This is a genomic window from Salimicrobium humidisoli, from assembly GCF_002295105.1.
In the GTDB taxonomy this organism is placed as follows: domain Bacteria; phylum Bacillota; class Bacilli; order Bacillales; family Halobacillaceae; genus Salimicrobium; species Salimicrobium humidisoli.
On sequence record NZ_NSGH01000028.1, the window covers coordinates 1 to 26602 of the forward strand.

A 26602-nucleotide genomic window follows, 5' to 3' on the forward strand; every position below is an offset into this window, starting at 1 on the left:
ATACATCAACTACTACAACCATGATCGCATAAAAGCAAAATTAGCTGGTTTGAGTCCCATTCAATACCGGACTCAAACCAGCCAATCAGCTTCCTAATAAAAACTCTAACTTTTAGGGGTCACTACCACGTGGGGATTTTTTTGTTTTCAACAGATTTCGCGTTCGTCTGCACGGGTTTCAAACGTTTTGAAACAGGTATATGGTAAAACAAAGGAGGCGTTCACTTATGTGTGGCAGATTTACGCTCATCGCTGAGCTGGAAGACGTAAGAAAAGAATTCGATCTGGATAAAGTGAAGCTTGATAATTGGATGAGCAGTTACAACGTTGCTCCTTCGCAATACGTACCTGCCGTAATTCAGAGTAATGGAGAAAAACGGATGGGATATTTGCGCTGGGGATTGATCCCTCCCTGGGCGGATGATGAGAAGATAGGCTTTAAAATGATCAATGCCCGGTCGGAAACGGTGGAAGAGAAGAAAAGTTTCCGTAAACCTTTTGAACAGCAGCGTTGCATTATCCCGGCGGACAGCTTTTACGAATGGAAAAAAGACGAAGCGGGGGAGAAACAGCCGTACAGAATCCAGTTGAAGGACCAGGGCTTATTCGGCCTTGCCGGACTGTGGGAGAAGTGGAAGAATAAAGACGGGGAAAACGTATTCACCTGTACGATTCTGACGACGGAAGCGAACGAAGAAATGAGTGATCTTCACCACCGGATGCCGGTGATTCTGCAGCGGAACGATTACGACGCGTGGTTCGAAGGGAAGGAAGAAGCTGAAATTCTCCTGACTCCGCTTCCGGACGGAGCCCTCACAATGTACCCGGTATCCAAACGGGTGAATACTCCTGCAAATAACGATGCCGCTCTTCTTGAAGAAGCGTAATGCATCAAGAATATTTCTAAAATTGGCGCTTCCGGAAAAAGGTCAGGAGTTTCTTGAACAATCCGGAAAAATGCCATAAAGTAATAGCTAATCGTTATTTGAATGGAGATGTAAAAGCATGACAAGCTATGTGGAAGACAAACTGCACAACTATAAAGAAAAACATAAAGACAGAGCGAGATTGCTGATCCACTGTCCGGACCAGCCCGGTATCATCTCCCGCGTATCGGATTTCCTCTATACGTACGGAGCTAATATAGTCGCTTCCCATCAGTATTCCACAGATCCTGAAGGAGGGGAGTTCTTCATCAGAATCGAATTTGACTGCCCGGGACTGGAAACGAAGTTCAGTCAGATAGAAGCCGATTTTCAGCCTGTTGCCGCTGACTTTCAAATGAACTGGAAGATGGCAGCTGTCAGCGAATTGAAAAACGTGGCCATCTTCGTTTCAAAACAGCCTCATTGTCTTCTGGAACTGCTGTGGGAATGGCAGAGCGGCGACCTGATGGCGAATCTCGCTCTTGTCATCAGTAATCACGAGGATACAAGAGAGATGGTGGAGTCGCTCGGTATTCCGTTCTACCATGTTCCTTCCAATAAAGAAATACGCAAGGAAGCAGAACAGAGACATAAAGAACTTCTCGAAGAGTACGAAGTCGATCTTATCGTGCTGGCAAGATATATGCAGATTCTTACTCCGGAATTCGTGGAGTCCTACCGTAACCGGATCATTAACATCCATCACTCGTTTCTCCCGGCATTCGTCGGAGCCAGACCATATGAACGTGCTTATGAACGGGGAGTGAAAATGATTGGAGCGACTTCCCACTACGTGACGAATGATCTGGACGAAGGGCCTATCATCGAACAGGATATCGGTCGCGTCGATCACAGAGATCATGCCGAGGACATGAAAAAAATCGGTCAGACTATTGAACGGAGCGTACTGGCCCGGGCTGTAAAGTGGCACCTGGCGGATCGGATCCTCGTTCATCAAAATAAAACCATCGTGTTTTCCTGACAGAAGACCGTCTTTTCCGTCTCTTTTTCTCTTAGGGACCTAAAGAGACGGTTTTCTTTACAGCTTTGTAAATTTTCTAAAAATTATTTACAATAGAAGAAGTTTCATATGGCAGGGGGAATAATAATGGATATATTCAAACCGTCCGAGGCGATGGAGAGACTACCGGAACAGTTTTTCGCCAAACTGACGAAACGGGTAATACAGCTGAAGAAAGAAGGAAGAGATATCATTAATCTCGGTCAGGGGAATCCGGATCGCCCGACACCGGAGAGTATTGTACATAAGCTGGAAGAGGCTGCGAAAAAACCTGCGAATCATGGGTATATCAACTTTCGCGGACTGCCGGAATTCAAGCAGGCGGCAGCGGATTACTACCGGCGCGAACATCAGGTGGAGCTTGATCCCGAAAAGGAGATTGCAGTACTGTTCGGGGCGAAAGCGGGACTTGTGGAAATCAGTCAGTGCTTTTTGAACCCGGAAGATACGGTGCTGCTCCCGGATCCCGGCTATCCGGATTATATGTCCGGTACCGCTCTATCTGCAGCCCGTAACGTCTTCATGCCGCTCCGGGAAGAGAACGGCTTCCGCCCGGATTATTCAAAACTGGATAAGGAAAGTCTCAAAGCGGCCCGGCTGATGTTCCTGAACTACCCTAACAATCCTACTGCAGGCATCGCCACGCCCGCCTTTTTCGAAGATACGGTGAAGGTGGCCCGGGAGAATGGGATAGGAGTGGTCCATGATTTTGCATACGGGGCGATCGGATATGACGGGGAGAAACCCGTGAGTTACCTCGAAACAGAAGGAGCGAAGGACGTAGGGGTGGAGATATTCACGCTTTCGAAAAGTTACAACATGGCCGGATGGAGAGTCGGGTTTGCAGCCGGGAACGAAAAGGTGATTGAACAGATCAACAAACTTCAGGATCACATGTATGTCAGTCTGTTCGGAGCCGTGCAGGAAGCGGCTGCCGAAGCTCTGTCGGGTGACCAGAGTGAGGTGCGGGAACTTGTGGCGATGTATGAACGCCGCCGCGACGTTTTCGTCCGGACACTTGCTTCCTTCGGCTACCCTGCAGTTCTTCCGAAGGGTACATTTTTCTGCTGGGTGCCGGTGCCGGACGGATTTACGTCTGAAGGTTTCTCCGAATACGCCATCGAGCAGGCGGGAGTGGTGACCGCCCCGGGGAACGGTTTCGGTTCGGAAGGAGAAGGGTACGTCCGCGTCGGACTTCTTGCCGACAAAGAGGTACTCCGGGAAGCGGCGGAGCGTCTCGGCCGTCTGTATGCCCGGCTGAAGCCGTGATGTCCTTTTTGCTCAAGATGGCCCCTTGTAGTATAGTTTAAAATAAGTGGAAGTATCGAAAAATTCAGAAATACAGAGAGGGGAAGCACCAGATGTCGCAGTCGTCTTTTATGCTGAACAGTAAAATCGCCGAGGTCATTAAAAATATTAATAAAGTGATAGTAGGAAAAGAGGATGCAGTCATTTTAAGCATGGTGGCACTTCTTGCAAAAGGTCACGTGCTGCTCGAGGACGTGCCGGGGGTCGGAAAGACGATGCTTGTGCGTACGCTTGCGAAATCGATGAACTGTGAATTCAGAAGAATTCAGTTCACTCCGGATCTTTTGCCGTCGGACGTGACGGGTGTCTCCATTTATAACCCGAAAACGACGGAATTCGAATTCCGCCCCGGACCGATTCTCGGTAATATCGTTCTGGCAGATGAAATAAACCGCACTTCCCCGAAAACACAGTCTTCCTTACTTGAAGGAATGGAGGAAGCGAATATCACCGTGGATGGCCGTACCGTTCCTCTTAAGCACCCTTTCTTCGTTATGGCCACCCAGAACCCGATTGAGTATGAAGGGACGTACCCGCTTCCGGAAGCGCAGCTGGACCGTTTCCTTCTTAAGCTGAAGATGGGATACCCGTCCTATCAGGAAGAAATGGAGATGCTCGCCCGTACATCCGGTACGCATCCGATCGATTCCCTGGACCCCGTCATGACGCTCGAGGAGCTCGCTCAGGCGCAGGAAAGCGTGCGGGGAGTCTATGTGGATCGTACTATTGAACAGTACATCGTTTCACTGACTTCCGCGACGCGGGAACATCCGGATGTGTATCTCGGGGTAAGTCCGAGAGGGTCCATGGCCCTTATGAAGGCAGCCAAAGCCTACGCTTATATATATGACCGCGATTATATAGTGCCGGACGATGTACAGTACGTAGCCCGTTTCGTGCTGCCGCACCGCCTCATTATGACTTCGGAGGCTAATTTTGAGGGAAAAACTGCGGAAGAAGTGATTGAAGAGCTGATTGAGAGGACGAACGTTCCTGTACAGAGGAACGTGAGTGAATGAAGCGTAAACTTTACAAAGCGGGAAAAGCCGGGTTCCTTATCATTTTGTTCGGTATTCTGTTTTCTTATGCAATGTTCCAGGGAGGGTTTGTAAGCTGGTTCCTGTTTTACTCGTTCCTGCCTTTTCTGATTTATATGGGAGGGCTTCTTTTTTACCCGCTCGATGACTGGACGGGCGCCAGGACTCTCTCTTCGGGACTTATAGAATCCGGGGAAGCGGTCGACATAGAGATTGAACTCAGGCGTACGATCCCTTTCCCTTTATACTTTATGAAGATAAAAGAGAGTTATCCGGAGACGCTCCACCTGGAAGTCCGGTCCGGAGAGGGTGTTGTGACCGGTGACAGGGAGGAGAAAGTGGTGGAAAGAATGATTTTCCCGTGGTTCCGGCGGACAGTACGTTTTCACTACCGCCTCGAACATCTGCCGAGAGGGAGTCATCAGCTGGGGGAGATGTATATCCGTACAGGGGACTTCTTCGGTTTCGTAAAAAAAGAAGCGGTAATTAATGCGGGAGGCCGCTTCACGGTTTATCCTCCGAGCCGGAACGTAACTTTGTCTTTAGGTTCGAAAGGGTTCGGTCAGGGGAGGTCGGCTGCTGCGAACGTGAAAGAACGTCACTCGAATATGGTAGCCGGATTAAGGGAGTACGCACCGGGAGATCGGATTTCCTGGGTGGACTGGAAAGCGACGGCCCGTAAAAACAAAATGATGACGAAAGAATTTGAGCAGGAAAAGAGCTCGGAATCCGTACTTGTGCTTAGTACATTATCGTCCCCGGGAAATACTGCCGAGTTCGAAGGGGCGGTGGAGTTCGCTTATTCTCTTATGCTTAAACTCACGCGCCGGGAGACCCGGCAGCTCTCTTTCCTTTCTTTAGGGAGAGCAGGGAAATACGTAACTTCCATCCATTCACGGCGCCAGCAGGAGGTGATCCGGTATCATCTGGCTGAAGTGTATCCGGATGAGACGGGTGGTTTTGAAGAAGAGATGGCCAAAGGGCACGACCGGCTTCCGGCCCAGGCGACCCTGATGATTATAAGCACGGAACTCGATGAATCGGTAAAGAACAGTCTGCTGCGACTGTCTCCCTCCGGAAGGAACGTAGTGCTTTTTGTGGTTATGTTTCATAAGGAATGGGATTTTACGAAGCAGAAGCATGTGAGGGAATTGAAAGAGTACGGGGTCCGGGTGCAGGTGCTGACCGAAAAAGCCTGGAAGAGACCGGAATTTGAGGTGGAAGTATGAAGAAACTGTTGCTGTCGCTGATTTACATCGGCGGGTTTTTCCTTCTCCTTGAATGGTTATGGCCGCTGGGCATCCTTACGAACACCCAAAACACCGGGGTTTTTTACTTGTACGCAGCTTTCTGTTTCTTTTTAGCATTTATGCAGGTCCGCTGGTACATAGCAGTTCCGCTGAAATTACTGGGACTTATTTTTATTCTTGATGGATTATTCATTCCGGAACGGATCTTCAGCAGCGGCTGGTGGAGTATTCTTTATGAACAGCTCATGTTCAACGCGGAAGCGGTGTGGGCACAGGAGTGGTGGAATTTCACCGCTTTTTTCCGGAGTCTGCTCTTTCTCGTGCTGCTGTGGCTCGTGAGCTACCTGCTGCATTATTGGCTTGTAATTGCCCGAAGAGCGCTTTTTTTCATAATCCTTACTTTTGTGTATATCACTGTCATTGATACGTTCACGCCTTATGAGGCTCAGGGAGCCATTATAAGAACATTTGTCCTTGCTGTCTTCGTCCTCGGGCTGCTGCAGTTGGAGAAAGAGGTGAGCGATGACGACAGGAAAGAAATCAAATGGAAAACGGCGATCCTGGCTCTGGCTCCGCTTGTGGGTGCCGTTCTTCTCGCTGTAGCCGCCGGTACGGCTCTTCCGAAGTTTTCGCCGCAATGGCCCGATCCGGTTCCCTATCTGGAAAACGTTACCGGAGGTGCGGGAACAGGAGACGGAGAAGGTGGCGTACAGAAAGTAGGCTACGGAGAAAACGATTCACGTCTCGGAGGGGCGTTCGTCCAGGATGATACGCTCGTATTCCAGGCTATCGTCGAGGATCGGCAGTACTGGAGAGCGGAGTCCAAAGATCAGTATACAGGCAAAGGCTGGGAGGATACGCTTGAGGAACCGGTGACGGGAAGGGACCCGGGTGATATCGGGTACTCCCTTTTCGAAGAGACAGTGGAAACGGACCCTTCCCAGGGTTTCATCGATTTCACGGAAGAAGCCGACTTCGGCAAACTCCTCTATCCTTACGGGATGACGACGATAGGAAATCTTGAAAATCCACTGGAAATCGACCTGCATACCCAAACCGGGGAGATGGAGACGAGAAGCGGAGGAGATTCCGTACAGCCCGCCAGTTATACTTTCGACTACGGCGCTCCCGCTTTCGATTTGCGTCAGCTGAGAGAAGCCGGTGGGGAAGACCCGGCCTCTGTAAGGGAGAAATATTTGCAGCTGCCTTCCTCTGTGACGGAAAGGACGAAGGAACTTGCATCGGAAGTCGTTTCGGAGTACGGCAACCGCTATGATAAAGCGAAAGCGGTCGAATCCTATTTCAGCTCGAACGGCTTCGAGTATTCCACTACGGACGTGGAAGTGCCGGAAGCGGAAGAGGATTACGTCGATCAGTTCGTCTTCGAGACGAAAAAAGGATACTGTGATAACTACTCGACGTCCATGGTCGTTATGCTGCGGGCGGAGGGTATACCTGCACGTTGGGTAAAAGGTTTTACCGGTGGAGAAATTAAAGAAACGGATGCGGAACTGTTCGGCGAAAATTTAAATGCATATGACATTACGAGTGCGAACGCACACTCCTGGGTGGAGGTGTACTTTCCGGATATCGGATGGGTACCGTTCGAGCCTACGCAGGGTTTTACCAACAATGCGGATTTCACCAGCGGCACGGACACGGATTCCGGAGAGCCCGAAAGAAGTGAAGAGAGCCCTGAAGTGGAAGCTCCCGATCAGCAGCAGGAAGGTAATCCGCAGCAGATCGGGGAAGAAGAGGGAACAGACGGAAGTGCGGAGAGTGGAAGAGAAGAAGGTTTCCTCCGTAACCTCCTGTGGTGGCTCGTCCCGGCTGTTATTCTCATACTTCCCGCTGTCCTGTACGTGACGCGGCTCCGCTGGCTGAGCTGGTATTATGGAAGGCGCCTTGCAAAAAAAGAAACTCCGGACACGTTCCAGGCGGCCTATCGTCATCTGCTCGTCGTACTCGATAAAAAAGTGCAAAAACGGGGAGAAGGCGAGACGTTGCGGGCGTATGCGAAATCGATTGACCGCAGGTTCGAAACAGTCGATATGCAGCATCTTACCACTCAGTACGAACGACTCGTGTACCGCAAAGAGGAGCGTCTGCAGCGCACCGGCCTATCAGAATTATGGGAAAATTTAATTAAAAAAGCATTGTCTTGATTCTCACAGGTTCGATTGTTAGAATGGATAGCAATCGAATAAGCCTTCATATATCCTTGGCGATACGGGCCGAAAGTATCTACCGGAACACCGTAAATGTTCTGACTATGAAGGCAGGAACGGTGACGTATGTGCTTATTCCTGCCTTCTCTGATCTTAAACCGGGGAGGCGGTTTTTTTATAGGTTCTGTTCAATGATTACTCAAGCAAGAAATAAACAGTCGGAAGAGAGGGAAGCGTGATGGAAAAAGTAAAAGGCATGATTCTCGTTCTGGATTTCGGGAGTCAGTATAATCAGCTGATCACAAGGCGTATCCGTGAGTTTGGAGTGTACAGTGAGCTTCATTCCCACAAAATGACCGCAGAAGAGATAAAAGAATTGAACCCGAGCGGTATCGTTCTCTCCGGAGGGCCGAACAGCGTGTACGGAGAAAACAGCTTCCGCTGCGATACGGCCATTTTTGACCTCGACATACCGATTCTCGGTATCTGTTACGGTATGCAGCTGATCACTCATCAGTTTGGCGGTCAGGTGGAACGGACCCCGGAACGGCAGTACGGGAAAGCGGAAATTTCCGTTAAAAATGATTCCCTGCTCTTTCAGAAAACACCGGTCGAACAGAACGTGTGGATGAGTCACAGTGATAAAGTGATAGCCGCTCCGGAAGGGTTTCAGGTGGACGCCGTCAGTCCTTCCTGCCCTGTAGCGGCCATCAGCGACAGGGAACGTCGTATATACGGCGTACAGTTTCATCCGGAAGTCCGTCATTCCGAGTACGGCAACGATCTGTTGAGAAGTTTCGTTTTCGACGTTTGTGAAGCGGAAGCGGACTGGACGATGGAACACTTCATCGAACTGGAAGTGGAGAAGATCCAGGCGGAAGTAGGAGACAGAAATGTACTTTGCGGGTTAAGCGGCGGGGTGGACTCTTCGGTCGTGGCCGGTCTTATCCACCGGGCCATCGGAGATCAGCTTACGTGTATTTTCGTCGATCACGGTCTTCTCAGGAAAGACGAAGGTGACGACGTTATGCGCTTCCTCGGCGAAGGATTCAATATGAATATCATCCGCGTTGACGCCAAAGACCGCTTCCTCGAGAAGCTGGCGGGTGTCGAAGATCCGGAACAGAAAAGGAAAATCATCGGTAACGAGTTCATTGAAGTTTTCGATGAAGAAGCGGCGAAACTCGAGAATGTGGACTATCTTGCTCAGGGAACCCTTTACACCGACATTATCGAAAGCGGCACCGAGACGGCTCAGACGATCAAGTCCCACCACAACGTCGGCGGGCTGCCGGAGGACATGGAGCTGAAGCTGATCGAACCTCTGAACACGCTGTTCAAAGATGAGGTGCGCGAGCTCGGGACCGAACTCGGCATACCGGAGCATATCGTGTGGCGCCAGCCATTCCCGGGACCGGGGCTGTCTATACGTATCCTCGGTGCTGTGGATGAGGAAAAGCTCGAGATCGTCCGGGAATCCGATGCGATTCTGCGGGACGAGATCAAGGAAGCGGGACTGGACCGCGACATCTGGCAGTATTTCACCGTCCTTCCTAACATTAAGTCCGTCGGGGTCATGGGAGACGAACGGACGTACGACCATACGATAGGCATCAGGGCCGTCACTTCCATCGACGGAATGACTTCGGACTGGGCCCGGATCCCGTGGCACGTTCTTGAGAAGGTGTCGACGAGACTGGTGAATGAAGTGAGTCATATTAACCGGGTCGTGTATGATGTTACGAGTAAGCCGCCGGCTACGATCGAATGGGAATAAAAATAAGAATAAGCGACTGACGTATAATCTTGGGGATAAGGCCCATAAGTTTCTACCGGACGACCGTGAATTGTCCGACTACGTTCTGAACACCGGGGGATCTTTCCTCCGGTTTAAGAGCTGAAGTATGGAGACCCCCGGTTATGCCGGGGGTTTTTTATATGACAGAATACGTTCAGCGGAGAGAAAATACTGGACAGAAAAGAGGACAACAATGAAAAAATACTTCCAGTTTGAAAAAAACAAAACGAACTACCGTACAGAGTTCATCGCCGGCCTTACCACGTTTCTGGCGATGGCCTACATTCTTTTCGTCAACCCTTCGACGCTCGCTCTCGACGGGATCGACCAGCTGCCGGAAGGCGTGACGAGAATAGATAAAGGAGCCGTGTTCACGGCCACCGCTCTGTCGGCCGCTATCGGTACGCTCGTCATGGGTCTGTTTGCGAAATATCCGATCGCCCTCGCTCCGGGCATGGGACTGAACGCCTTCTTTGCCTATACGGTCGTGCTCGGTTTCGGCATACCATGGGAAACGGCGCTTGCCGGAGTGCTTGCTTCCGGACTTATTTTTATCGTTTTAACCGTCACCGGTCTGCGCCAGACGATCATCAACGCCATACCGCCCAACCTGAAACTGGCAGTGGGAGCAGGTATCGGTCTGTACATCGCATTCATCGGTTTCCAGAACGCCGGTATCGTCGAAAACAGTGACGCCACTCTGGTACAGCTTGGTAATATTCTGGAACCGACGACGCTGCTTGCGGTCTTCGGTATTTTCATCTCGGTGATTTTCCTCGCGCTCGGCTTCCAGGGAGGTATTTTCTACGGGATGATCCTGACGGCAATCGCCGGTATGGTAACGGGGTTGATCGCAGCTCCTGCGGCACTCGGGGATGTAGTGAGCCCTGCGCCGAGTCTCGCTCCTACATTCGGAGAAGCGTTTCTGCACCTGGATGATATATTCACGATGCAGATGCTCGGAGTCATTCTTACATTCCTCTTCGTCGATTTCTTTGACACAGCGGGGACGCTTGTCGCCGTAGCTTCCCAGGCCGGATTTATGAAAGACAACAAACTGCCGCGAGCGGGCCGAGCTCTGTTTTCCGATTCGGCAGCCACGGTAGCCGGGGCGGTTATGGGTACATCTACAACGACGTCCTATATAGAGTCCACCGCAGGAGTGGGGGCAGGCGGACGGACCGGGTTCACCTCGGTCGTTACCGCTCTGTTCTTCCTGCTGGCTCTGTTCTTCTCGCCTCTGCTTGGCATCATTACGGCAGAAGTGACAGCCCCGGCTCTGATCATCGTCGGAGTGCTCATGGCCTCGTCGCTTCGGGCTATCGAGTGGGATCAGTTTGAGATAGCGGTACCGGCGTTTCTCGTCATCACCGCCATGCCGCTGACGTACAGTATCGCCACGGGGATAGCGATGGGTTTCATTTTCTATCCGCTTACGATGGCTCTGAAAGGCAGAGTGAAAGAGATTCACCCGATTATGTACGGCCTGTTCGTCATTTTCATTCTTTACTTCATCTTTTTGGCTTAACTTTTCACAAGTTGTATACTGGGTGAAAGAAAGCGAAGAAGGAGAAGGTGAAAATGGCGAAAAAGAAGAAAGAAAGTAATAAAAAGCGTTTCGAAGTCGGAGCCGGTGAATCGATTGAAGACTGTCTGGAACGCATCCGGCTTGAAGGGTTCGTACCGGTACGCCGCATGGAGGAACCGATATTCGAGGAGAAAGACGGAGAAATGCAGGTAGCGGGAAGGGAAATCGTCTTTGAAGCTAAGAAAATAACCTGAAAAGCGAACATTAAAATTTAAATGTAATCAATAATTCGTATTTCATTGACATGAATCGAAAAATACTGTTATGATTCGAGTAGAAAAAAGCATAAAACGAACCTCATATAGAGCGATAATACGGATCGTTCGTCTCTACCTGGTCGCCGTAAATGACCGGACTATGAGGGGAGATACCCGGGATACGTATGTCCTGCGGGCACTCCTCTCAAGTCGGATGGGGGAGAAGCCGCAGGATATTTTTATGCCGGAAATCGCAGTTTGGAACTTTTTTATTCAGGGGGCACAGGTATGGCTGAAGTCGGTGTAATTATGGGAAGTATTTCGGACTGGACGATTATGGAAGAAGCGTGCACGGTACTCGGGGAACTCGGAGTCTCTTATGAAAAGGAGATTATTTCCGCTCACAGAACTCCGGAAGACATGTTTGTATACGCGGAGGAAGCGAGGGAGAAAGGTCTCAAGGTGATCATCGCAGGCGCCGGCGGGGCAGCGCATCTCCCCGGAATGGTTGCATCAAAAACGACACTCCCGGTTATCGGGGTGCCGGTGGAATCCAAATCGCTGAACGGAATCGATTCGCTGCTTTCTATCGCCCAGATGCCCGGAGGTGTGCCGGTGGCGACCGTTTCCATCGGAAAAGCAGGGGCGAAGAACGCGGGTATTCTGGCAGCTGAAATGATCGGCAGTTTTGACGGAGCGACGGCGCGGGCTCTGGACTTATATAAACAGGGACTGAGAGACAAAGTGGAAGACATGAGGAGGGAGCTGCATGAACGTGATTGAACCAGGCGGAACGATCGGTATTCTCGGCGGCGGACAGCTCGGAAGGATGATGGCGACAGCGGCAAAACATATGGGATACCGGATCGCTGTGCTGGATCCTGCCGAGGATTGTCCGGCAGCTCAGGTGGCGGATGTACATGTGAAAGGGAAGTACGACGATCTCGAGGCTGCCGGGGAACTGGGCCTGCACTCCGACGTCGTTACGTACGAGTTCGAAAACGTGGATGAGCGCGTATCGCAGTTTTTCGAAAACGAAGGGAAACTGCCTCAGGGAACTCTTCCTCTGGCTGTCTCGCAACACCGCGGGAAAGAGAAGGAGTTTGCGGAAAAAGCGGGTATTCACGTTCCTGCCTACCGAATGGTACAGACCGGAGAAGAGTTCGACCGGGCTGTAGCCGACATCGGCCTCCCCGCTGTCATGAAAACAGTGAGCGGCGGGTATGACGGCAAGGGGCAGTATCTGCTCCGGACTCCGGAAGACTGCAGTAGCGCCCGCGAGGATATCGGGAACACCACGTACATCGTGGAAAAATGGGTAGATATCGACAAAGAAGTCTCCCAGGTCTTTACCCGGGACAGCGCGGGTCATATTTCCTTTTTTCCGGTAGCGGAAAATGTACACAAAGACCAGGTGCTGTTCACCACGACGGTTCCTGCTTCCATAAGCGATAATGAAACCCGGGAGATACGGCAGCGGACGCAGGCTCTTGCAGAAGAGCTCGGAGTGGTAGGGACGTTTGCGGTTGAATGGTTTGTGAGCGGGGAAGACGTTTACTTCAATGAAATGGCACCCCGTCCCCACAATTCGGGACACTATACGATTGAAGCGTGCAACGTCTCCCAGTTCGAGCAGCACATACGTGCTATCTGCGGATTACCGCTGCTTCCGGTCCATACGTTTCCGGCCGCCAAAATGATCAACGTTCTGGGCAGACACCGTGATGCTCTTTTCCGGTCCCTCGGCAGTGAACAGGTTCACGTGCATGATTACGGAAAACACGAATCCCGCCCCCAAAGGAAAATGGGTCATGTTACGATAATAGGGTCGTCTCCGGACGATATAAAACTGGGCGAACCTGCCTGGTCGAAAAGCTGGTAAGGAGGAAACGGAATGATTGAACGCTATACGAGGGAAGAGATGGGAAGTATTTGGGAAGAGGAGAATCGTTTCAAGGCCTGGCTGGAAGTGGAGATTCTCGCTTGTGAAGCCTGGAGTGAGCTCGGGGTCATCCCCCGGGACGATGTGAAAAAGATACGGGAGAACGCCGGTTTTGACGTATCCCGTATCCAGGAGATAGAAGCGGAAACGAGACACGACGTCGTAGCTTTCACCCGCGCGGTTTCAGAGACGCTTGGAGAGGAACGGAAGTGGGTGCACTACGGTCTTACGTCAACAGATGTGGTGGACACGGCCCTGTCTTACGTTTTGAAACAGGCGAACGATATTTTACGTAAAGATCTCGTCAACTTCATTGAAATTCTCGGAGAAAAAGCGAAAGAGCATAAACATACGGTGATGATGGGGCGTACGCACGGGGTGCACGCGGAACCGACGACATTCGGTCTGAAAATGGCTCTGTACTACGAAGAGATGAAGCGGCATCTGGAACGGTTCGACCTGGCGAAGCGGCAGATCGAAGTAGGGAAACTGTCGGGAGCCGTCGGAACGTATGCCAACATCGATCCATACGTGGAAGAGTATGTGTGCGAAAAGCTCGGTCTGGAAGCGGCACCTGTATCCACACAGACGCTGCAGCGGGACCGTCATGCGAACTACGTCTCGACTCTTGCTCTGATCGCCGCTTCCATTGAAAAAATATCTGTGGAAATCCGCGGTCTTCAAAAAACGGAGACCCGGGAAGTGGAGGAGTTTTTCGCCAAGGGTCAGAAAGGTTCTTCGGCTATGCCGCACAAACGGAACCCGATCGGATCCGAAAATATGACGGGGATGGCCCGCGTTCTTCGCGGAGATATGGTGACGGCACATGAAAACGTAGCGTTGTGGCATGAGAGGGACATTTCCCATTCGTCGGCGGAGCGGATCATCCTTCCTGATGTGACGATCGGGCTGAACTACATGCTGAACCGTTTCGGCAATATCGTGAAAAACTTGACGGTTTTCCCCGAGCGGATGAAGGAAAATATGGAGAAAACCTACGGACTGATTTTCTCTCAGCGCGTACTTCTCACCCTTATCGATGAAGGAATGGTGAGAGAAGAAGCCTATGATCTTGTACAGCCGAAAGCGATGGAAGCCTGGGAGCGCGGTGTACCGTTCCGGGAACTGATCGAATCCGACGACAGGATCACGTCCGTCCTTTCCGGAGAGCAGCTGGAAGCATGCTTCGATTACCGGCACCATTTGAAAAACGTCGATCGCATTTTTGAACGGATCGGTCTTGCTTAACACAACAGAGGCATCCGGTGATTTCCGGATGCCCTTCCATTATTCATGAACAGGAGTGAGCGGATGAAAGAGTTGCTGTACGAAGGAAAAGCGAAAAAAGTTTTCTGTACGGATAAGCCGGAAGAACTTTTACTGGAATATAAAGACGACGCTACCGCTTTTAACGGAAAGAAAAAAGAAGCGTTCCGGGGCAAAGGGGAACTGAATAACAAGATATCCTCGAAGATTTTCACCCTGCTTGAAGCCAAGGGTACCCCCACTCATTTTCTGAAAGAGCTCAGTGATACCGAACAGCTGGTCACCAGAACGTCCATTATCCCGCTTGAAGTGGTCGTCCGGAATAAAGCTGCCGGAAGTCTGGTCCGGAGACTCGGCATCGAGGATGGAATGTCCCTCCATCCGCCGCTTATTGAACTTTTTTATAAAAACGACGACCTTGATGACCCGCTGATCAATGACCGTCACGCTCTGCTTCTTGCTGAGGTAACACATAAGGAACTGATGACCATTAAGGAAAAAGCTCTAAAAGTGAACGACGTACTGCTTGAAATTTTTGAAGATTGCGACTTATCTCTCGTCGATTTTAAACTCGAATTCGGAAGAACAGAAGGCGGAGATCTCCTTCTTTCCGATGAGGTATCCCCCGATACATGCAGACTCCGGGATAAACAGACCGGCGCGAAGATGGATAAGGATGTATTCCGTGAGGGTACCGGAGAACTTGTTCCTGTATATGAAAATATTCTGCAACGCCTGGAGGGTGCTACATGTGCAAAGTAAATATTTATATCACGCTGAAAGAAGCGGTTCTTGACCCGCAGGGAAAAGTTATATCCCAGTCTTTGAAAGACCTGGAATACGACGGGGTGAGGGACGTTCGTACCGGTAAGTATCTGCAGGTGGAGCTGGCCGACCGGGAAAATGCGGAACAGAAAATCGAAGACATGTGCAACCGTCTGCTGGCGAACCCGGTCATCGAGGATTATACGTATACGATTGAGGAGGTTGTCTGAGTGAAATTTGCGGTTATAGTGTTTCCCGGGTCGAACTGTGATGAGGATATGTACCATGCTGTTTCCGAAGTTCTTCAGGAAGAAGCGGAAATGGTCTGGTTTGAAGAGGCGGATCTTGATGAATATGACGGCGTACTGCTGCCGGGCGGGTTCTCCTATGGTGATTACCTGCGGTCGGGAGCCGTGGCTTCCGTTTCCAAAGTGATCGCTCAGGTGAGGGAGTTCATCGCTGCAGGAAAACCGGTGCTCGGTGTGTGCAACGGCTTTCAGGTGCTTCTTGAAATGGGAGAACTGCCGGGAGCCATGCTCAGAAACAGAGACCTGAAATTCATCTGCCGGGAAGAAAGCCTGACCGTGGAGCAGACGGACACGATGTTTACGTCCAGCTATGAAGAAAAGGAGACGATTTCGCTACCGGTCGCCCACGGAGAAGGGAACTATTACTGTGATGCAGCTGTACTTGAGAAACTGAAAGAGAACCGTCAGATCGCTTTCACTTATAAAAATAATCCGAACGGATCCACCGGAAATATTGCAGGGATCACGAACGAAGCGGGGAACGTTCTCGGCATGATGCCCCACCCGGAGAGGGCCGTCGAGGAGCTGCTCGGGAACGATGATGGTCTTCGGATTTTCGAATCGATTCTGACCCACTGGAGGGATGTACATGCCGTTAACAACTGAATGGACACCGGAAATCATCGAAACGGAACAGGTATATAAAGAAATGGGAGTGACCGACGGAGAGTTCGCCTACATCAAAAGGGTGCTCGGACGCGCGCCGAACTATACGGAACTCGGGCTCTTTTCCGTTATGTGGTCGGAACATTGCAGTTATAAGCACTCAAAGACGCTTCTGAAACAATTCCCGACGGAAGGAAAACACGTGTTGCAAGGTCCCGGCGAAGGAGCGGGAGTAGTTGATATCGGCGACGGCCAAGCTGTCGTTTTCAAGATTGAAAGCCATAACCACCCGTCCGCTGTCGAACCGTACCAGGGAGCTGCGACAGGCGTCGGCGGAATTTTGCGTGACGTATTTTCCATGGGAGCGAAGCCGATCGCCCTCCTCAACTCTCTCCGTTTCGGATCCCTCGAGCGGTCCAGGGTGAAATACCTGTTCAGGGAAGTGGTGCACGGCATATCCGGTTACGGGAACTGCGTCGGAGTGCCGACGGTGGGCGGTGAGGTACAGTTTGATGATGCCTATAACGGAAATCCGCTCGTCAATGCGATGTGTGTCGGTCTCATTAACCACGAAGACGTCCAGCAGGGGATAGCGAAAGGGACCGGGAACTCCGTCATGTATGCCGGTGCGAAAACGGGGAGAGACGGGATCCACGGAGCAACGTTCGCCTCCGAAGAGCTGAGTGAGGACAGTGAATCGAAGCGTCCGTCCGTACAGGTGGGCGACCCGTTCATGGAAAAACTCCTCATAGAAGCCTGTCTTGAGGTCATCCATCACGAGGCTCTCGTCGGTATCCAGGACATGGGGGCGGCAGGACTGACGTCATCTGCCAGTGAAATGGCAAGCAAAGCAGGAACGGGCCTCCGGATGAACCTGGATTTCGTCCCTCAGCGGGAAACGGGAATGACCCCTTACGAAATGATGCTCTCCGAATCCCAGGAACGCATGCTTCTCGTCGTTGAACAAGGGCGGGAGGAAGAAATTGCGAAGGTGTTTGAAAAGTATGGGCTGGAGGCAGTGACTGTCGGTGAAGTAACGGAGGATAAAAGGTTCGTCCTTGAGCACAAAGGGGGAACCGTAGCGGATGTCCCGGTGGACAGTCTGGCGGAGGATGCTCCGGTGTATCAGCCGGAAGCACGGGAACCCGGTTATTATGAAGAATTCAGGAAGACCGACTACGTTCCCGGGGTACGGAATCCGAGGAATGTTCTGCGGGCCCTGCTGAAACAGCCTACCATCGCCAGTAAAGAATGGGTGTACGATCAGTACGATACGATGGTTCAGACGAACACGGTAGTGAAGCCCGGGTCCGATGCCGCCGTTCTTCGTATCAAAGGGACAGATAAGGCGGTCGCAATGACGACGGACGGAAACTCGAGGTACATTTATCTCGATCCTGAAACCGGCGGGAAAATAGCGGTGGCCGAAGCTGCCAGAAATATCATCGCTTCCGGAGGAGAACCACTCGCGATTACGGATGGCCTGAATTTCGGCTCTCCGGAGAACCCCGAAGTGTACTGGCAGATGCAGGGAGCGGTACGGGGAATGAGCGGGGCCTGCAGCGTTCTGGGCACCCCGGTCATCAGCGGGAACGTCTCTCTGTACAATGAAGCTGCCGGAGGCCAGGCGATTTACCCGACGCCCGTAGTGGGGATGGTGGGACTTGTGAAAGAAACCTCCCACATTACCACCTCCGACGTAAAAAATGCGGAGGACCTCCTCTATGTAGTAGGGGGAGCGGAAAGGGAGTTCGGCGGCAGTGAACTGCAGGGGATGCTCGAAGGGAAGCATTTCGGCCGGGCTCCGCGCATAGATCTTGAGACGGAACAAAGAAGACAGCAGCAGGTGCTGGAAGCGATCAGGAAAGGTGCCGTTTCTTCCGCGCACGATATATCGGAAGGAGGGCTGGCTGTCGCTCTGGCCGAAAGTCTATTCGCGGAAGAACTCGGATGCGAAGTGGAAATCGAAGGAGAAACCGTAACTGAACTGTTTGCTGAAACCCAGTCCCGTTTTCTTATATCAATCAAGCGGGAGAAGCAGAACGAAATAGAGGAACTGATTCCGGACGCCCGTTTCCTCGGAAAAGCGGCGGCACACGGAAGGTTCCATATTATCAAAAACGGCGCCACGATCATCGATGAACCTATACAAACGCTGAAAGCGGATTGGAAAGGAGCTATTCCATGCCTGGTGAAATCAGAGGGCTGAACGAAGAATGTGGAGTGTTCGGGGTATTCGGACATCCGGAAGCGGCCCAGCTTACGTACTACGGGCTCCATGCCCTGCAGCACCGGGGGCAGGAAGGAGCCGGTGTAGTGACGACGGACGGAGAAAACGTACATGCCGTCAAAGGGCACGGCCTCGTCAATGAAGTATTCTCGGAGAATCAGCTGGAGGAACTGGACGGACACGCGAGCGTCGGACACGTACGTTACGCGACGGCCGGAGACGGAGGATATGAAAACATTCAGCCTCTTCTGTTCCGTACACAGAAAGAAAGTATGGCTCTCGCTCACAACGGGAATCTCGTAAATGCTCAAGGGCTGAAGAACCAGCTCGAAGCGCAGGGGAGCATCCTTCAGACGACGTCGGATACGGAAGTGATCGCCCACCTGATCCAGCGGGCCGGGAACGTACACAAAGAAGAAGCGATCGCTCAGGCTCTGTCCATGGTGAAGGGAGCATACTCGCTGGCGATTCTTACGGAAACCTGTATGTATGTAGCGATGGACCCGCGGGGACTGAGACCGCTATCGATCGGAAAACTGGGGGATGCCTATATCGTTTCCTCCGAGACGTGCGCATTTGACGTCATCGGGGCGACCCACGTCCGGGAAGTGAAACCCGGGGAACTGATCATCATTGATGAAGATGGAATGAAATCGAGGCGATTCACTTCCAAAATTCAGCGCACCCTCTGTTCCATGGAATATGTTTATTTCTCGAGACCGGACAGTGATCTGGACGGCAAAAACGTCCACGCCTCCCGGAAAACGATGGGACGAAAGCTTGCGGAGGAGTCTTTTGTGGAAGCAGACGTTGTAACCGGGGTTCCAGATTCCAGCATTTCTGCCGCTATAGGCTATGCCGAGGAAGCGTCTCTCCCTTACGAACTCGGTCTGATCAAAAACCGGTATGTCGGGCGGACGTTCATCCAGCCTTCCCAGGAACTGAGGGAACAGGGAGTGAAAATGAAGCTGTCAGCCGTCCGCGGTATCGTCGAAGGGAAGCGGGTCGTCATGGTCGATGACTCCATCGTGCGGGGGACGACAAGCCGGCGGATCGTTCAGATGCTGAAAGACGCAGGGGCGACCGAAGTGCACGTGCGTATAGCCTCCCCACCCATCAAAAACCCGTGCTACTACGGCATCGATACGTCGACCTCCGGGGAGTTGCTGGCTGCGACTCGTACTTTTGAGGAAATGAAAGAGGAAATCGGAGCGGACTCGCTCCATTTTCTCAGTACCGATGGGCTGGAGTCGTCGATTCATGAAGGTGAACAATCTCTTGAGCATGGGAGCTGCCAGGCCTGTTTCACGGGAAACTATCCGACAGAAATTTTTCCTTCCACGATACCCCCTTATGAAAAGGAGTAACTGATATGAGTGAAGCGTACAAAAAATCAGGCGTCGATGTCGAAGCCGGTTACGAAGCAGTAGCAAGAATGAAGAAACACGTATCTTCCACGTCCCGCCCTGAGGTTATGGGAGAGCTCGGTTCTTTCGGGGGGCTGTTCGATATAAGCGGACACCGTTATGAGGAACCCGTACTCGTCACCGGAACGGACGGGGTGGGGACGAAGCTTAAACTCGCCTTTGAAACCGGAAAACACGATACGGTAGGAGTAGACCTTGTAGCCATGTGTGTGAACGATATTGCGGCTCAGGGAGCGGACCCACTGCTGTTTCTCGATTACATCGGGTGTGGAAAGAATGATCCCGAAGTGATCGAAGCGATCGTTCAGGGGATTGCTGCAGGCTGCCGGGAAGCAGGATGTGCGCTCATCGGGGGCGAAACGGCGGAAATGCCGGGGATGTACAGACAATCGGAATATGACCTTGCCGGGTTTACGGTCGGTATGACCGAAAAGCGGGACGTTCTTACTGGAGATAAAGTGAAAGAGGGGGACGTTCTTATCGGGCTCCCGTCTTCCGGGGTCCACTCCAACGGCTTCTCGCTCGTCCGCAGCATTCTGGATGAGAACAATCTCTCTCTTGAAGAATCTTATACTCTTCCGGCCCCTTTAAAAGAAGTACTGCTTACTCCTACTTCTATTTATGTCAAGGACATACAGAAGTTGAGAGGGGCGGTGGAACTGCACGGCATCGCCCACATTACGGGAGGCGGTTTTTATGAAAACATTCCGCGCATGCTTCCGCACGGTCTTGGTGCTAAAATAAACGCATCACTTTTTTCTGTTCCTGAGATCTTTTCTTTCCTCAAAGAATATGGGGAGCTCAGCGATCAGGACATGTACAGCACCTTCAACATGGGTATCGGTATGGTGATCGCCCTTTCTGAAGAAGAGGCAGGCGCGGCCTGCGACGCAGTGGACGGGGCCGTTATCATCGGAGAAGTCACAGACGGAGAGGACGTGAATATTGTATGACGAAAATAGCTGTGTTCGCTTCCGGAACCGGAACGAATTTCGATGCACTCCTTGCGTCGATGGAGCAAAAAGAGACGTGGGGCGAAGTATCGCTGCTCGTCAGCGACCGCCCTTCCGCGGAAGTGGTAGATAAAGCGAAAGCGCGCGGCATTGAAGTCCTCTCTTTTCATCCTGCCGATTTCCAGAATAAAGCGGGCTACGAACAGGTGATTCTCGGAGCCTGCCGGGAGCACGGAATAGAGTGGATCGTCCTCGCCGGATATATGCGGCTGATCGGTTCCACTCTGCTTACACCTTTTGAAGGAAGGATCGTAAACGTCCACCCGTCCCTGCTGCCCCGGTTCCCGGGCAAACATGCCGTCCGACAGGCCTTTGAACAAGGGGTCGCTGTCACCGGCGTGACCGTTCATATCGTGGATGAGGGTATGGATACCGGTCCGATCCTCGAGCAGGAAGAAGTGCCGATTGCAGCAGAAGATACGATCGGGGATGTGGAACGAAAAATACAGAAGGTCGAGCACGTTCTCTATCCCAAAGTAGTGGAACAGCTCGTGAAAGGAGAGAAATCGTATGACAAAGCGGGCGCTTTTGAGCGTTTCAAATAAACAGGGGCTGAGTGATTTTGCACAAGAACTTATATCTCTCGGGTATGAACTCATTTCCACCGGAGGAACGAAACGGACGATAGAAGAGGCGGGGATAGAAGTACGCTCCATTTCGGAGATTACGGAATTTCCCGAGATCATGGACGGGCGTGTGAAAACTCTTCATCCTGCCGTGCACAGCGGTCTGCTGGCCAGACGGGATAACGGGGAACATATGCAACAACTTCAGGAACTTGATTTCGGACCGATCGACCTCGTGGCCGTGAATTTATATCCGTTTAAAGAAACGATCGCAAAAGAAGACGTAACGGAAAGGGAAGCGATTGAAAATGTTGATATAGGCGGACCGACGATGCTTCGCTCAGCAGCCAAAAATTTTGAAAACGTAACGGTCGTGACGGATCCCGCGGACTACGGTGAAATCGTGGAAGGATTGAAAAGTGGAGACCTTACTTATGAATTCCGTCGCAGTCTCGCTGCAAAAGTGTTCCGTCACACGGCCCACTATGACGCGCTGATCGCCGAATATTTCACAAACCTCGACGGGGAAAAAGCTCCGGAGACCATTACGAAAACGTATGAACACGTACAGAGTCTCAGGTACGGGGAGAACCCTCACCAGTCCGCTTCTTTCTACAGGGAAGTCAAAGAGGACAGAGGGTCACTGGCATATGCCGAACAGCTGCACGGAAAGGAATTATCCTACAACAACATTCAGGATGCGAATGCGGCGCTCGAGGTGGCGGCTGAATTCACGGACCCTGCCGCGGTCGCAGTCAAACATATGAACCCTTGCGGCGTCGGCACGGCCGGTGATCTGTCACAAGCTTTTGCCAAAGCATATGAAGCAGACCCGGTTTCCATATTCGGAGGAATTGTAGCTCTGAACCGGAAAGTGGATAAAGAGACGGCCGAACAGCTCTCCGGAATCTTTCTTGAAATCATCATGGCTCCGGAGTATGACGAAGAAGCGTTCGGCATTCTGGCGAAAAAGAAAAACGTACGGATCCTCAAAGTGGACCCTTCCATTACAGAAACGACCGGCGAGAAAATGGTCAGCGTTCGGGGCGGTCTGCTCGTCCAGGATAAAGATGAAGGAAAAGTGGCTGTAACGGACCTCCGTACAGTTACGGAACGGACACCGACGGATAAGGAACTGGAAGATCTGCTTCTGTCGTGGCAGGTAGTGAAACACGTGAAATCGAATGCCATCGTCATTGCCGGAGAGGACCGGACGTTAGGTGTCGGTGCGGGGCAGATGAACCGTGTCGGCGCTGCAGCCATCGCGCTCGGTCAGGCCGGGGAGAAGGCACGGGGAGCAGTAATGGCATCTGATGCTTTCTTTCCGATGCCGGACACTGTCGAGACAGCGGCGAAGGCCGGCATTAAGGCGATCATCCAGCCGGGTGGTTCAAAAAGGGACCAGGATTCCATCGATGCCTGTAATGAATACGGAATAGCTATGGTATTTACCGGAATGCGTCATTTCAAACACTAGGTGAAGGAGGCTTCTATGAATTTTTTAATCGTAGGCAGTGGCGGCAGGGAACACAGTATTGTCCAGAAACTGACCCGGCATCAGCACACAGTACACGCAGCCCCGGGGAATGACGGCATGGAAGAGGCGAAACGTGTGGATATTCCGGAGACGGATTTTGAAAGTCTGGCACGTTATGCAGAAGAGGAGAATATCGACTGGACCATTATCGGTCCGGAAGCTCCTTTGTCAGCGGGGATCGTGGACGTGTTCAGGGAAAAGGGGCAGAAGGTATTCGGCCCCGATCAGTCGGCGGCCGTTATCGAAGGAAGTAAACGGTTCGCCAAACAGCTGATGAATAAGCACGGCATACCGACGGCTGCTTACGGAGCTTTCACGGATGTGGAGGAAGCCTACAGGTACATCAGAGAACAGGGAGCGCCCATCGTAGTGAAAGCCGACGGTCTTGCAGCGGGTAAAGGTGTCATCATAGCCGAGAGTGTACGGGAAGCGGAAGAGGCGGTCCGTTCCATGCTGGAAGATGAGGAGTTCGGAGAAGCAGGCCGTGAAGTGGTGGTCGAAGAATATCTGGAAGGGAAAGAATTTTCCCTCATGGCTTTTGTCGAAGGCGACCGCGTCTATCCGATGCTTCCGGCCCGTGATCATAAAAAAGCTTTTGACGGAGATGAAGGTCCTAACACGGGAGGTATGGGCGCGTTCGCTCCTGTCCCCGGTGTAACGGAGGCGAAAGTGCAGGAAGCTGTCGGGCGGATACTGCAGCCTGCAGCGGAAGCGATGCTGGAAGAAGGCCGGCCGTTCCAGGGGATTCTGTACGCGGGCCTGATAGAAACGGCGGACGGGGTGAAAGTGATCGAATTCAACGCGCGGTTCGGTGATCCCGAGACACAGGTCGTCCTGCCTCTTCTTGAAAATGACCTGGCCCAGGTAATTACCGACGTTACGGAAGGGAAAGACCCGTCCCTCGAGTGGAAAGATTCGTGTTCTGTCGGAGTAGTCCTCGCCTCTGCCGGCTATCCGGGTGCATACGAAAAAGGAAAAGAACTCCCGGGTCATGGTTGTGAAGGCAGCCACTTCACTTATGCCGGCGTTACAAGAGAAGGGGAAACGTTCCGGGGCGAGGGCGGACGGGTTCTGATGGCCGGAGCCACAGGAGCTGATCTGAAGGAAGCCAGACAGGCGGTACAGAAAGCCCTGGAGCCGTTCGATGCCAGTGACTGTTTTTATTACCGGAAAGACATAGCAGAACATATATAGAAATTCGCCTCCACAATTAGTGTGGAGGTTTTTTTGTGCCGTTACAGCGGGTAACTGCCGCCTGAAGGGAACTGAAAGCTTTTTCAGGGGCAGGAGGTCCATGGAAAAACTCGGGAACTTTATATTTTCAGTGTTTTGTCACGTTTCGTTTAGTAAATAGGGAGAAGTGTGTGTTATTATGAAAAAAATAGCAGGAGGCGATGTCAGTGAACGAACAACGGTTCCGCTGGAGGAACAAACAGTTACGCGACCACGCGGATGTAATTGATGGAAACCTGGCGCCTACAAAGGTGCTTAAACATATAACGTATTTGAACGTATTTCTGAAACAGTGGATGACAGGGAACATATGGATTTTTGAAGACCGGATCGTTTACGTCGGAACAGAGATGCCACCGAACCTTGAGGGAACGGAAATCATTGAAGGTGACGGAGATTATGCCGTGCCCGGTTACATAGAGCCCCACGCTCACCCGTTTCAGCTTTACAATCCCCAGTCGCTGGCGGAATATGCGGCCTGGACAGGCACTACCACAGTTATCAATGATAACCTGATGTGGTTATTTTTAACGGACAAAAAGAAAGCGTTTTCTTTGCTGGAGGAATGCATGAAACTGCCGGTCTCCATGTTCTGGTGGGGACGCTTCGATTTTCAGACTACGCTGCGGGAAGAAAAGCAGGAAAAGCTGGAGGAACAGCTTCCTGAATGGTTTACTCATGATGCGGTTGTGCAGGGCGGCGAACTGACAGCCTGGCCGGAACTTCTGTATGGAAAAGACGATCAGATTCTGCACTGGATGCAGGAAGTGAGAAAAGCGAGAAAACGGGTGGAAGGCCATCTCCCGGGAGCATCGGAAAACACTCTCACCAAAATGAAACTTCTCGGACTCGACGGGGATCATGAAAGTATGACAGCTGATGACGTCGTGAAGAGAGTGGAACTCGGTTATGAGACAGGTGTCCGTCACTCCTCGATCCGGCCGGACCTGCCGCAGATAATGGAAGGGCTGGCCGGGAAGGACTTCCGGGCTTTCGACCGGCTGATGTATACGACGGACGGGTCGACCCCGGGATTCTATAAAGACGGCGTCATAGATAATTGTATAGATATCGCTTTGAAAGCAGGCATACCGGAGATAGAAGCGTACCTGATGGCAACGATCTATCCGGCACGGCATTTCGGACTGGATGAGCGGCTTGGAGCTCTTGCGCCCGGCCATATCGCACATGTGAACCTGCTTGACAGTAAAGACCGGCCTTCTCCTCACTCTGTGCTTGCCAAAGGGGAATGGGTGAAGAAGAGAGAAAAGGATGTCCACACGAAAGTGAAGCTTGACTGGGCGAGTGCGGAAATCGTGCCTCTTTCTCTCGACTGGTCGCTGGACATCGAAGAACTCCAGTTTTCGATGCCGGTTGGAATGGATATGGTGAATGATGTTATTATGAAACCATATGCTGTCGAATCCAACACGTCCGTCGAACAACTGCCGGAGACGACCAATGAAGCGTTCCTTACACTACTGGACAGGGAAGGTACCTGGAAGGTCAACACGCTTTTACGAGGATTCACTTCGAGTCTTGGCGCCCTTTCAAGTTCTTATTCGACGACCGGCGATATTATTCTGCTCGGGAAATCAAAAGAAGATATGGTGCTGGCATTTGAGCGTATGGAAGAAATAGGCGGAGGTATTGTGCTGGTGCACGATAAAAAAGTCGTGTTTGAAATGCCGCTTGCTTACGGTGGTATGATGTCCAGGGAACCTTTTGAGGAACTGATGGAGCAGGAAAGCGTGCTGAAAGAGAAACTCTGTGAGTACGGCTATTGCTTCGGGGACCCGGTATATACCCTGTTCTTTCTCAGTTCGACCCACCTGCCTTACGTACGGATTACCCCGCGCGGGCTGATGGATGTGAAAAAGAAAGAGGTACTCTTTCCTGCAATAATGCGTTAAAATGGTAAAAGAAATTCAAACGGAGGAGGGATGAAAGTAATGCAGATAGATAAACTAAGAGGAAAGACGCTCGATCAGCTGTTCGAAGCCATTCTTTCCCTGCAGGACACCGAAGAGTGCTACCGCTTTTTTGATGACCTCGCCACGATGAACGAAGTACAGTCACTGGCACAGCGTCTGGAAGTAGCCCGCATGCTCGAAGAGGGTCATACGTATCATAAAATCGAAACGGATACCGGAGCGTCTACTGCCACTATTTCAAGGGTGAAACGCGCCCTGAATTACGGAAATGATATGTACACGGAAGTACTGGACCGCGTCCAAAGTTACAAAACAAAATAAAGGACTATAAGACGAATATAGGATCGAAGAATGGGTCTGGGACATAACTAACTCGGACTCGTAGTAAAAAAACTCCGATCATCGTAAAAAGATGATCGGAGCTTTTTCGATATCGGTCTTTCCAGTCTCCAGAGGCAGAATTTGCGATGGTGGCGTTGTAT

Annotated in this window: 24 protein-coding genes and 3 riboswitches; all 24 genes read left to right on the forward strand. The window is 51.6% G+C overall.

The window, feature by feature from the left end; all coding sequences use genetic code 11:
* Positions 1-97, forward strand: a 97-nt coding sequence (locus CKW00_RS12425) for an IS3 family transposase (protein WP_143544219.1), incomplete at its 5' end; no start/stop codon positions are given.
* 130 nt (positions 98-227) lie between these two features.
* The gene (locus CKW00_RS12430) at positions 228-887 is read left to right on the forward strand and encodes an SOS response-associated peptidase (RefSeq protein WP_095822829.1); all 660 of its coding nucleotides are present in this window, start codon (positions 228-230) and stop codon (positions 885-887) included.
* 118 nt (positions 888-1005) lie between these two features.
* The gene (purU, locus tag CKW00_RS12435) at positions 1006-1908 is read left to right on the forward strand and encodes a formyltetrahydrofolate deformylase (protein ID WP_095822830.1); all 903 of its coding nucleotides are present in this window, start codon (positions 1006-1008) and stop codon (positions 1906-1908) included.
* A gap of 126 nt (positions 1909-2034) precedes the next feature.
* Positions 2035-3216 carry a pyridoxal phosphate-dependent aminotransferase gene (locus tag CKW00_RS12440; protein ID WP_095822831.1) on the forward strand — a complete coding sequence of 394 codons (1182 nt, stop codon included), beginning with the start codon at positions 2035-2037 and terminating at the stop codon, positions 3214-3216.
* 92 nt (positions 3217-3308) lie between these two features.
* On the forward strand, positions 3309-4274 hold the full coding sequence (locus CKW00_RS12445; RefSeq protein ID WP_095822832.1) for an AAA family ATPase: 966 nt from the start codon (positions 3309-3311) through the stop codon (positions 4272-4274).
* The gene (locus CKW00_RS12450; RefSeq protein WP_095822833.1) at positions 4271-5521 is read left to right on the forward strand and encodes a DUF58 domain-containing protein; all 1251 of its coding nucleotides are present in this window, start codon (positions 4271-4273) and stop codon (positions 5519-5521) included. Before CKW00_RS12445 ends, CKW00_RS12450 begins: the two co-directional genes overlap by 4 nt.
* A complete protein-coding gene (locus CKW00_RS12455; RefSeq protein WP_095822834.1) occupies positions 5518-7707 on the forward strand; it encodes a transglutaminase TgpA family protein in 2190 nt (729 codons plus the stop codon). Before CKW00_RS12450 ends, CKW00_RS12455 begins: the two co-directional genes overlap by 4 nt.
* Positions 7708-7733: 26 nt before the next feature.
* A riboswitch (purine riboswitch) is annotated at positions 7734-7835 on the forward strand.
* Between the two features lie 113 nt (positions 7836-7948).
* Positions 7949-9487 carry a glutamine-hydrolyzing GMP synthase gene (guaA, locus tag CKW00_RS12460; protein WP_095822835.1) on the forward strand — a complete coding sequence of 513 codons (1539 nt, stop codon included), beginning with the start codon at positions 7949-7951 and terminating at the stop codon, positions 9485-9487.
* A riboswitch (purine riboswitch) is annotated at positions 9487-9588 on the forward strand. It overlaps the preceding gene by 1 nt.
* A gap of 113 nt (positions 9589-9701) precedes the next feature.
* Positions 9702-11036 (forward strand): NCS2 family permease, encoded by a 1335-nt coding sequence (locus tag CKW00_RS12465; protein ID WP_095822850.1) that lies wholly within the window; start codon positions 9702-9704, stop codon positions 11034-11036.
* A 53-nt stretch (positions 11037-11089) separates the two neighbouring features.
* Positions 11090-11290: an NETI motif-containing protein gene (locus CKW00_RS12470; protein ID WP_095822836.1), complete on the forward strand. Its 201-nt coding sequence runs from the start codon at positions 11090-11092 to the stop codon at positions 11288-11290.
* 83 nt (positions 11291-11373) lie between these two features.
* Positions 11374-11474: riboswitch (purine riboswitch) on the forward strand.
* A gap of 107 nt (positions 11475-11581) precedes the next feature.
* Positions 11582-12076: a 5-(carboxyamino)imidazole ribonucleotide mutase gene (gene purE / locus CKW00_RS12475; RefSeq protein ID WP_095822837.1), complete on the forward strand. Its 495-nt coding sequence runs from the start codon at positions 11582-11584 to the stop codon at positions 12074-12076.
* Positions 12063-13175, forward strand: coding sequence for a 5-(carboxyamino)imidazole ribonucleotide synthase (gene purK / locus CKW00_RS12480; protein WP_095822838.1), 1113 nt, complete (start codon positions 12063-12065; stop codon positions 13173-13175). Before purE ends, purK begins: the two co-directional genes overlap by 14 nt.
* A 12-nt stretch (positions 13176-13187) precedes the next feature.
* Positions 13188-14483: an adenylosuccinate lyase gene (purB, locus tag CKW00_RS12485; RefSeq protein ID WP_095822839.1), complete on the forward strand. Its 1296-nt coding sequence runs from the start codon at positions 13188-13190 to the stop codon at positions 14481-14483.
* A 63-nt stretch (positions 14484-14546) separates the two neighbouring features.
* On the forward strand, positions 14547-15263 hold the full coding sequence (gene purC, locus CKW00_RS12490) for a phosphoribosylaminoimidazolesuccinocarboxamide synthase (protein WP_095822840.1): 717 nt from the start codon (positions 14547-14549) through the stop codon (positions 15261-15263).
* Positions 15251-15496 (forward strand): phosphoribosylformylglycinamidine synthase subunit PurS, encoded by a 246-nt coding sequence (purS, locus tag CKW00_RS12495; protein WP_095822841.1) that lies wholly within the window; start codon positions 15251-15253, stop codon positions 15494-15496. The genes purC and purS overlap by 13 nt, the downstream gene beginning before the upstream one ends.
* A complete protein-coding gene (gene purQ / locus CKW00_RS12500) occupies positions 15497-16180 on the forward strand; it encodes a phosphoribosylformylglycinamidine synthase subunit PurQ (RefSeq protein WP_095822842.1) in 684 nt (227 codons plus the stop codon).
* On the forward strand, positions 16164-18389 hold the full coding sequence (gene purL / locus CKW00_RS12505) for a phosphoribosylformylglycinamidine synthase subunit PurL (protein ID WP_095822843.1): 2226 nt from the start codon (positions 16164-16166) through the stop codon (positions 18387-18389). Before purQ ends, purL begins: the two co-directional genes overlap by 17 nt.
* Positions 18365-19777 carry an amidophosphoribosyltransferase gene (purF, locus tag CKW00_RS12510; RefSeq protein WP_095822844.1) on the forward strand — a complete coding sequence of 471 codons (1413 nt, stop codon included), beginning with the start codon at positions 18365-18367 and terminating at the stop codon, positions 19775-19777. The genes purL and purF overlap by 25 nt, the downstream gene beginning before the upstream one ends.
* Positions 19778-19782: 5 nt before the next feature.
* A complete protein-coding gene (purM, locus tag CKW00_RS12515) occupies positions 19783-20790 on the forward strand; it encodes a phosphoribosylformylglycinamidine cyclo-ligase (protein WP_095822845.1) in 1008 nt (335 codons plus the stop codon).
* Positions 20787-21395, forward strand: a complete 609-nt coding sequence (purN, locus tag CKW00_RS12520) for a phosphoribosylglycinamide formyltransferase (RefSeq protein WP_095822846.1) — start codon at positions 20787-20789, stop codon at positions 21393-21395. The genes purM and purN overlap by 4 nt, the downstream gene beginning before the upstream one ends.
* Positions 21361-22893, forward strand: coding sequence for a bifunctional phosphoribosylaminoimidazolecarboxamide formyltransferase/IMP cyclohydrolase (gene purH / locus CKW00_RS12525; protein ID WP_095822847.1), 1533 nt, complete (start codon positions 21361-21363; stop codon positions 22891-22893). The genes purN and purH overlap by 35 nt, the downstream gene beginning before the upstream one ends.
* Positions 22894-22908: 15 nt before the next feature.
* The gene (purD, locus tag CKW00_RS12530; RefSeq protein WP_095822848.1) at positions 22909-24147 is read left to right on the forward strand and encodes a phosphoribosylamine--glycine ligase; all 1239 of its coding nucleotides are present in this window, start codon (positions 22909-22911) and stop codon (positions 24145-24147) included.
* A 200-nt stretch (positions 24148-24347) separates the two neighbouring features.
* On the forward strand, positions 24348-26099 hold the full coding sequence (locus tag CKW00_RS12535) for an adenine deaminase C-terminal domain-containing protein (RefSeq protein ID WP_095822849.1): 1752 nt from the start codon (positions 24348-24350) through the stop codon (positions 26097-26099).
* Between the two features lie 39 nt (positions 26100-26138).
* Positions 26139-26441, forward strand: coding sequence for a YerC/YecD family TrpR-related protein (locus CKW00_RS12540; protein ID WP_008588231.1), 303 nt, complete (start codon positions 26139-26141; stop codon positions 26439-26441).
* The last annotated feature ends 161 nt before the right edge of the window (positions 26442-26602 follow it).

Coding starts and splice junctions, on each gene's coding strand:
- CKW00_RS12445 (WP_095822832.1), top strand. CDS start 3,309: ATGTCGCAGTCGTCTTTTATGCTGAACAGTAAAATCGCCGAGGTCATT.
- purF (WP_095822844.1), top strand. CDS start 18,365: ATGCCTGGTGAAATCAGAGGGCTGAACGAAGAATGTGGAGTGTTCGGG.
- CKW00_RS12430 (WP_095822829.1), top strand. CDS start 228: ATGTGTGGCAGATTTACGCTCATCGCTGAGCTGGAAGACGTAAGAAAA.
- CKW00_RS12450 (WP_095822833.1), top strand. CDS start 4,271: ATGAAGCGTAAACTTTACAAAGCGGGAAAAGCCGGGTTCCTTATCATT.
- purK (WP_095822838.1), top strand. CDS start 12,063: ATGAACGTGATTGAACCAGGCGGAACGATCGGTATTCTCGGCGGCGGA.
- CKW00_RS12470 (WP_095822836.1), top strand. CDS start 11,090: ATGGCGAAAAAGAAGAAAGAAAGTAATAAAAAGCGTTTCGAAGTCGGA.
- purL (WP_095822843.1), top strand. CDS start 16,164: ATGCCGTTAACAACTGAATGGACACCGGAAATCATCGAAACGGAACAG.
- CKW00_RS12440 (WP_095822831.1), top strand. CDS start 2,035: ATGGATATATTCAAACCGTCCGAGGCGATGGAGAGACTACCGGAACAG.
- CKW00_RS12455 (WP_095822834.1), top strand. CDS start 5,518: ATGAAGAAACTGTTGCTGTCGCTGATTTACATCGGCGGGTTTTTCCTT.
- purE (WP_095822837.1), top strand. CDS start 11,582: ATGGCTGAAGTCGGTGTAATTATGGGAAGTATTTCGGACTGGACGATT.
- purN (WP_095822846.1), top strand. CDS start 20,787: ATGACGAAAATAGCTGTGTTCGCTTCCGGAACCGGAACGAATTTCGAT.
- guaA (WP_095822835.1), top strand. CDS start 7,949: ATGGAAAAAGTAAAAGGCATGATTCTCGTTCTGGATTTCGGGAGTCAG.
- CKW00_RS12540 (WP_008588231.1), top strand. CDS start 26,139: ATGCAGATAGATAAACTAAGAGGAAAGACGCTCGATCAGCTGTTCGAA.
- purH (WP_095822847.1), top strand. CDS start 21,361: ATGACAAAGCGGGCGCTTTTGAGCGTTTCAAATAAACAGGGGCTGAGT.
- purU (WP_095822830.1), top strand. CDS start 1,006: ATGACAAGCTATGTGGAAGACAAACTGCACAACTATAAAGAAAAACAT.
- purD (WP_095822848.1), top strand. CDS start 22,909: ATGAATTTTTTAATCGTAGGCAGTGGCGGCAGGGAACACAGTATTGTC.
- purM (WP_095822845.1), top strand. CDS start 19,783: ATGAGTGAAGCGTACAAAAAATCAGGCGTCGATGTCGAAGCCGGTTAC.
- purC (WP_095822840.1), top strand. CDS start 14,547: ATGAAAGAGTTGCTGTACGAAGGAAAAGCGAAAAAAGTTTTCTGTACG.
- purS (WP_095822841.1), top strand. CDS start 15,251: ATGTGCAAAGTAAATATTTATATCACGCTGAAAGAAGCGGTTCTTGAC.
- purB (WP_095822839.1), top strand. CDS start 13,188: ATGATTGAACGCTATACGAGGGAAGAGATGGGAAGTATTTGGGAAGAG.
- CKW00_RS12535 (WP_095822849.1), top strand. CDS start 24,348: ATGTCAGTGAACGAACAACGGTTCCGCTGGAGGAACAAACAGTTACGC.
- CKW00_RS12465 (WP_095822850.1), top strand. CDS start 9,702: ATGAAAAAATACTTCCAGTTTGAAAAAAACAAAACGAACTACCGTACA.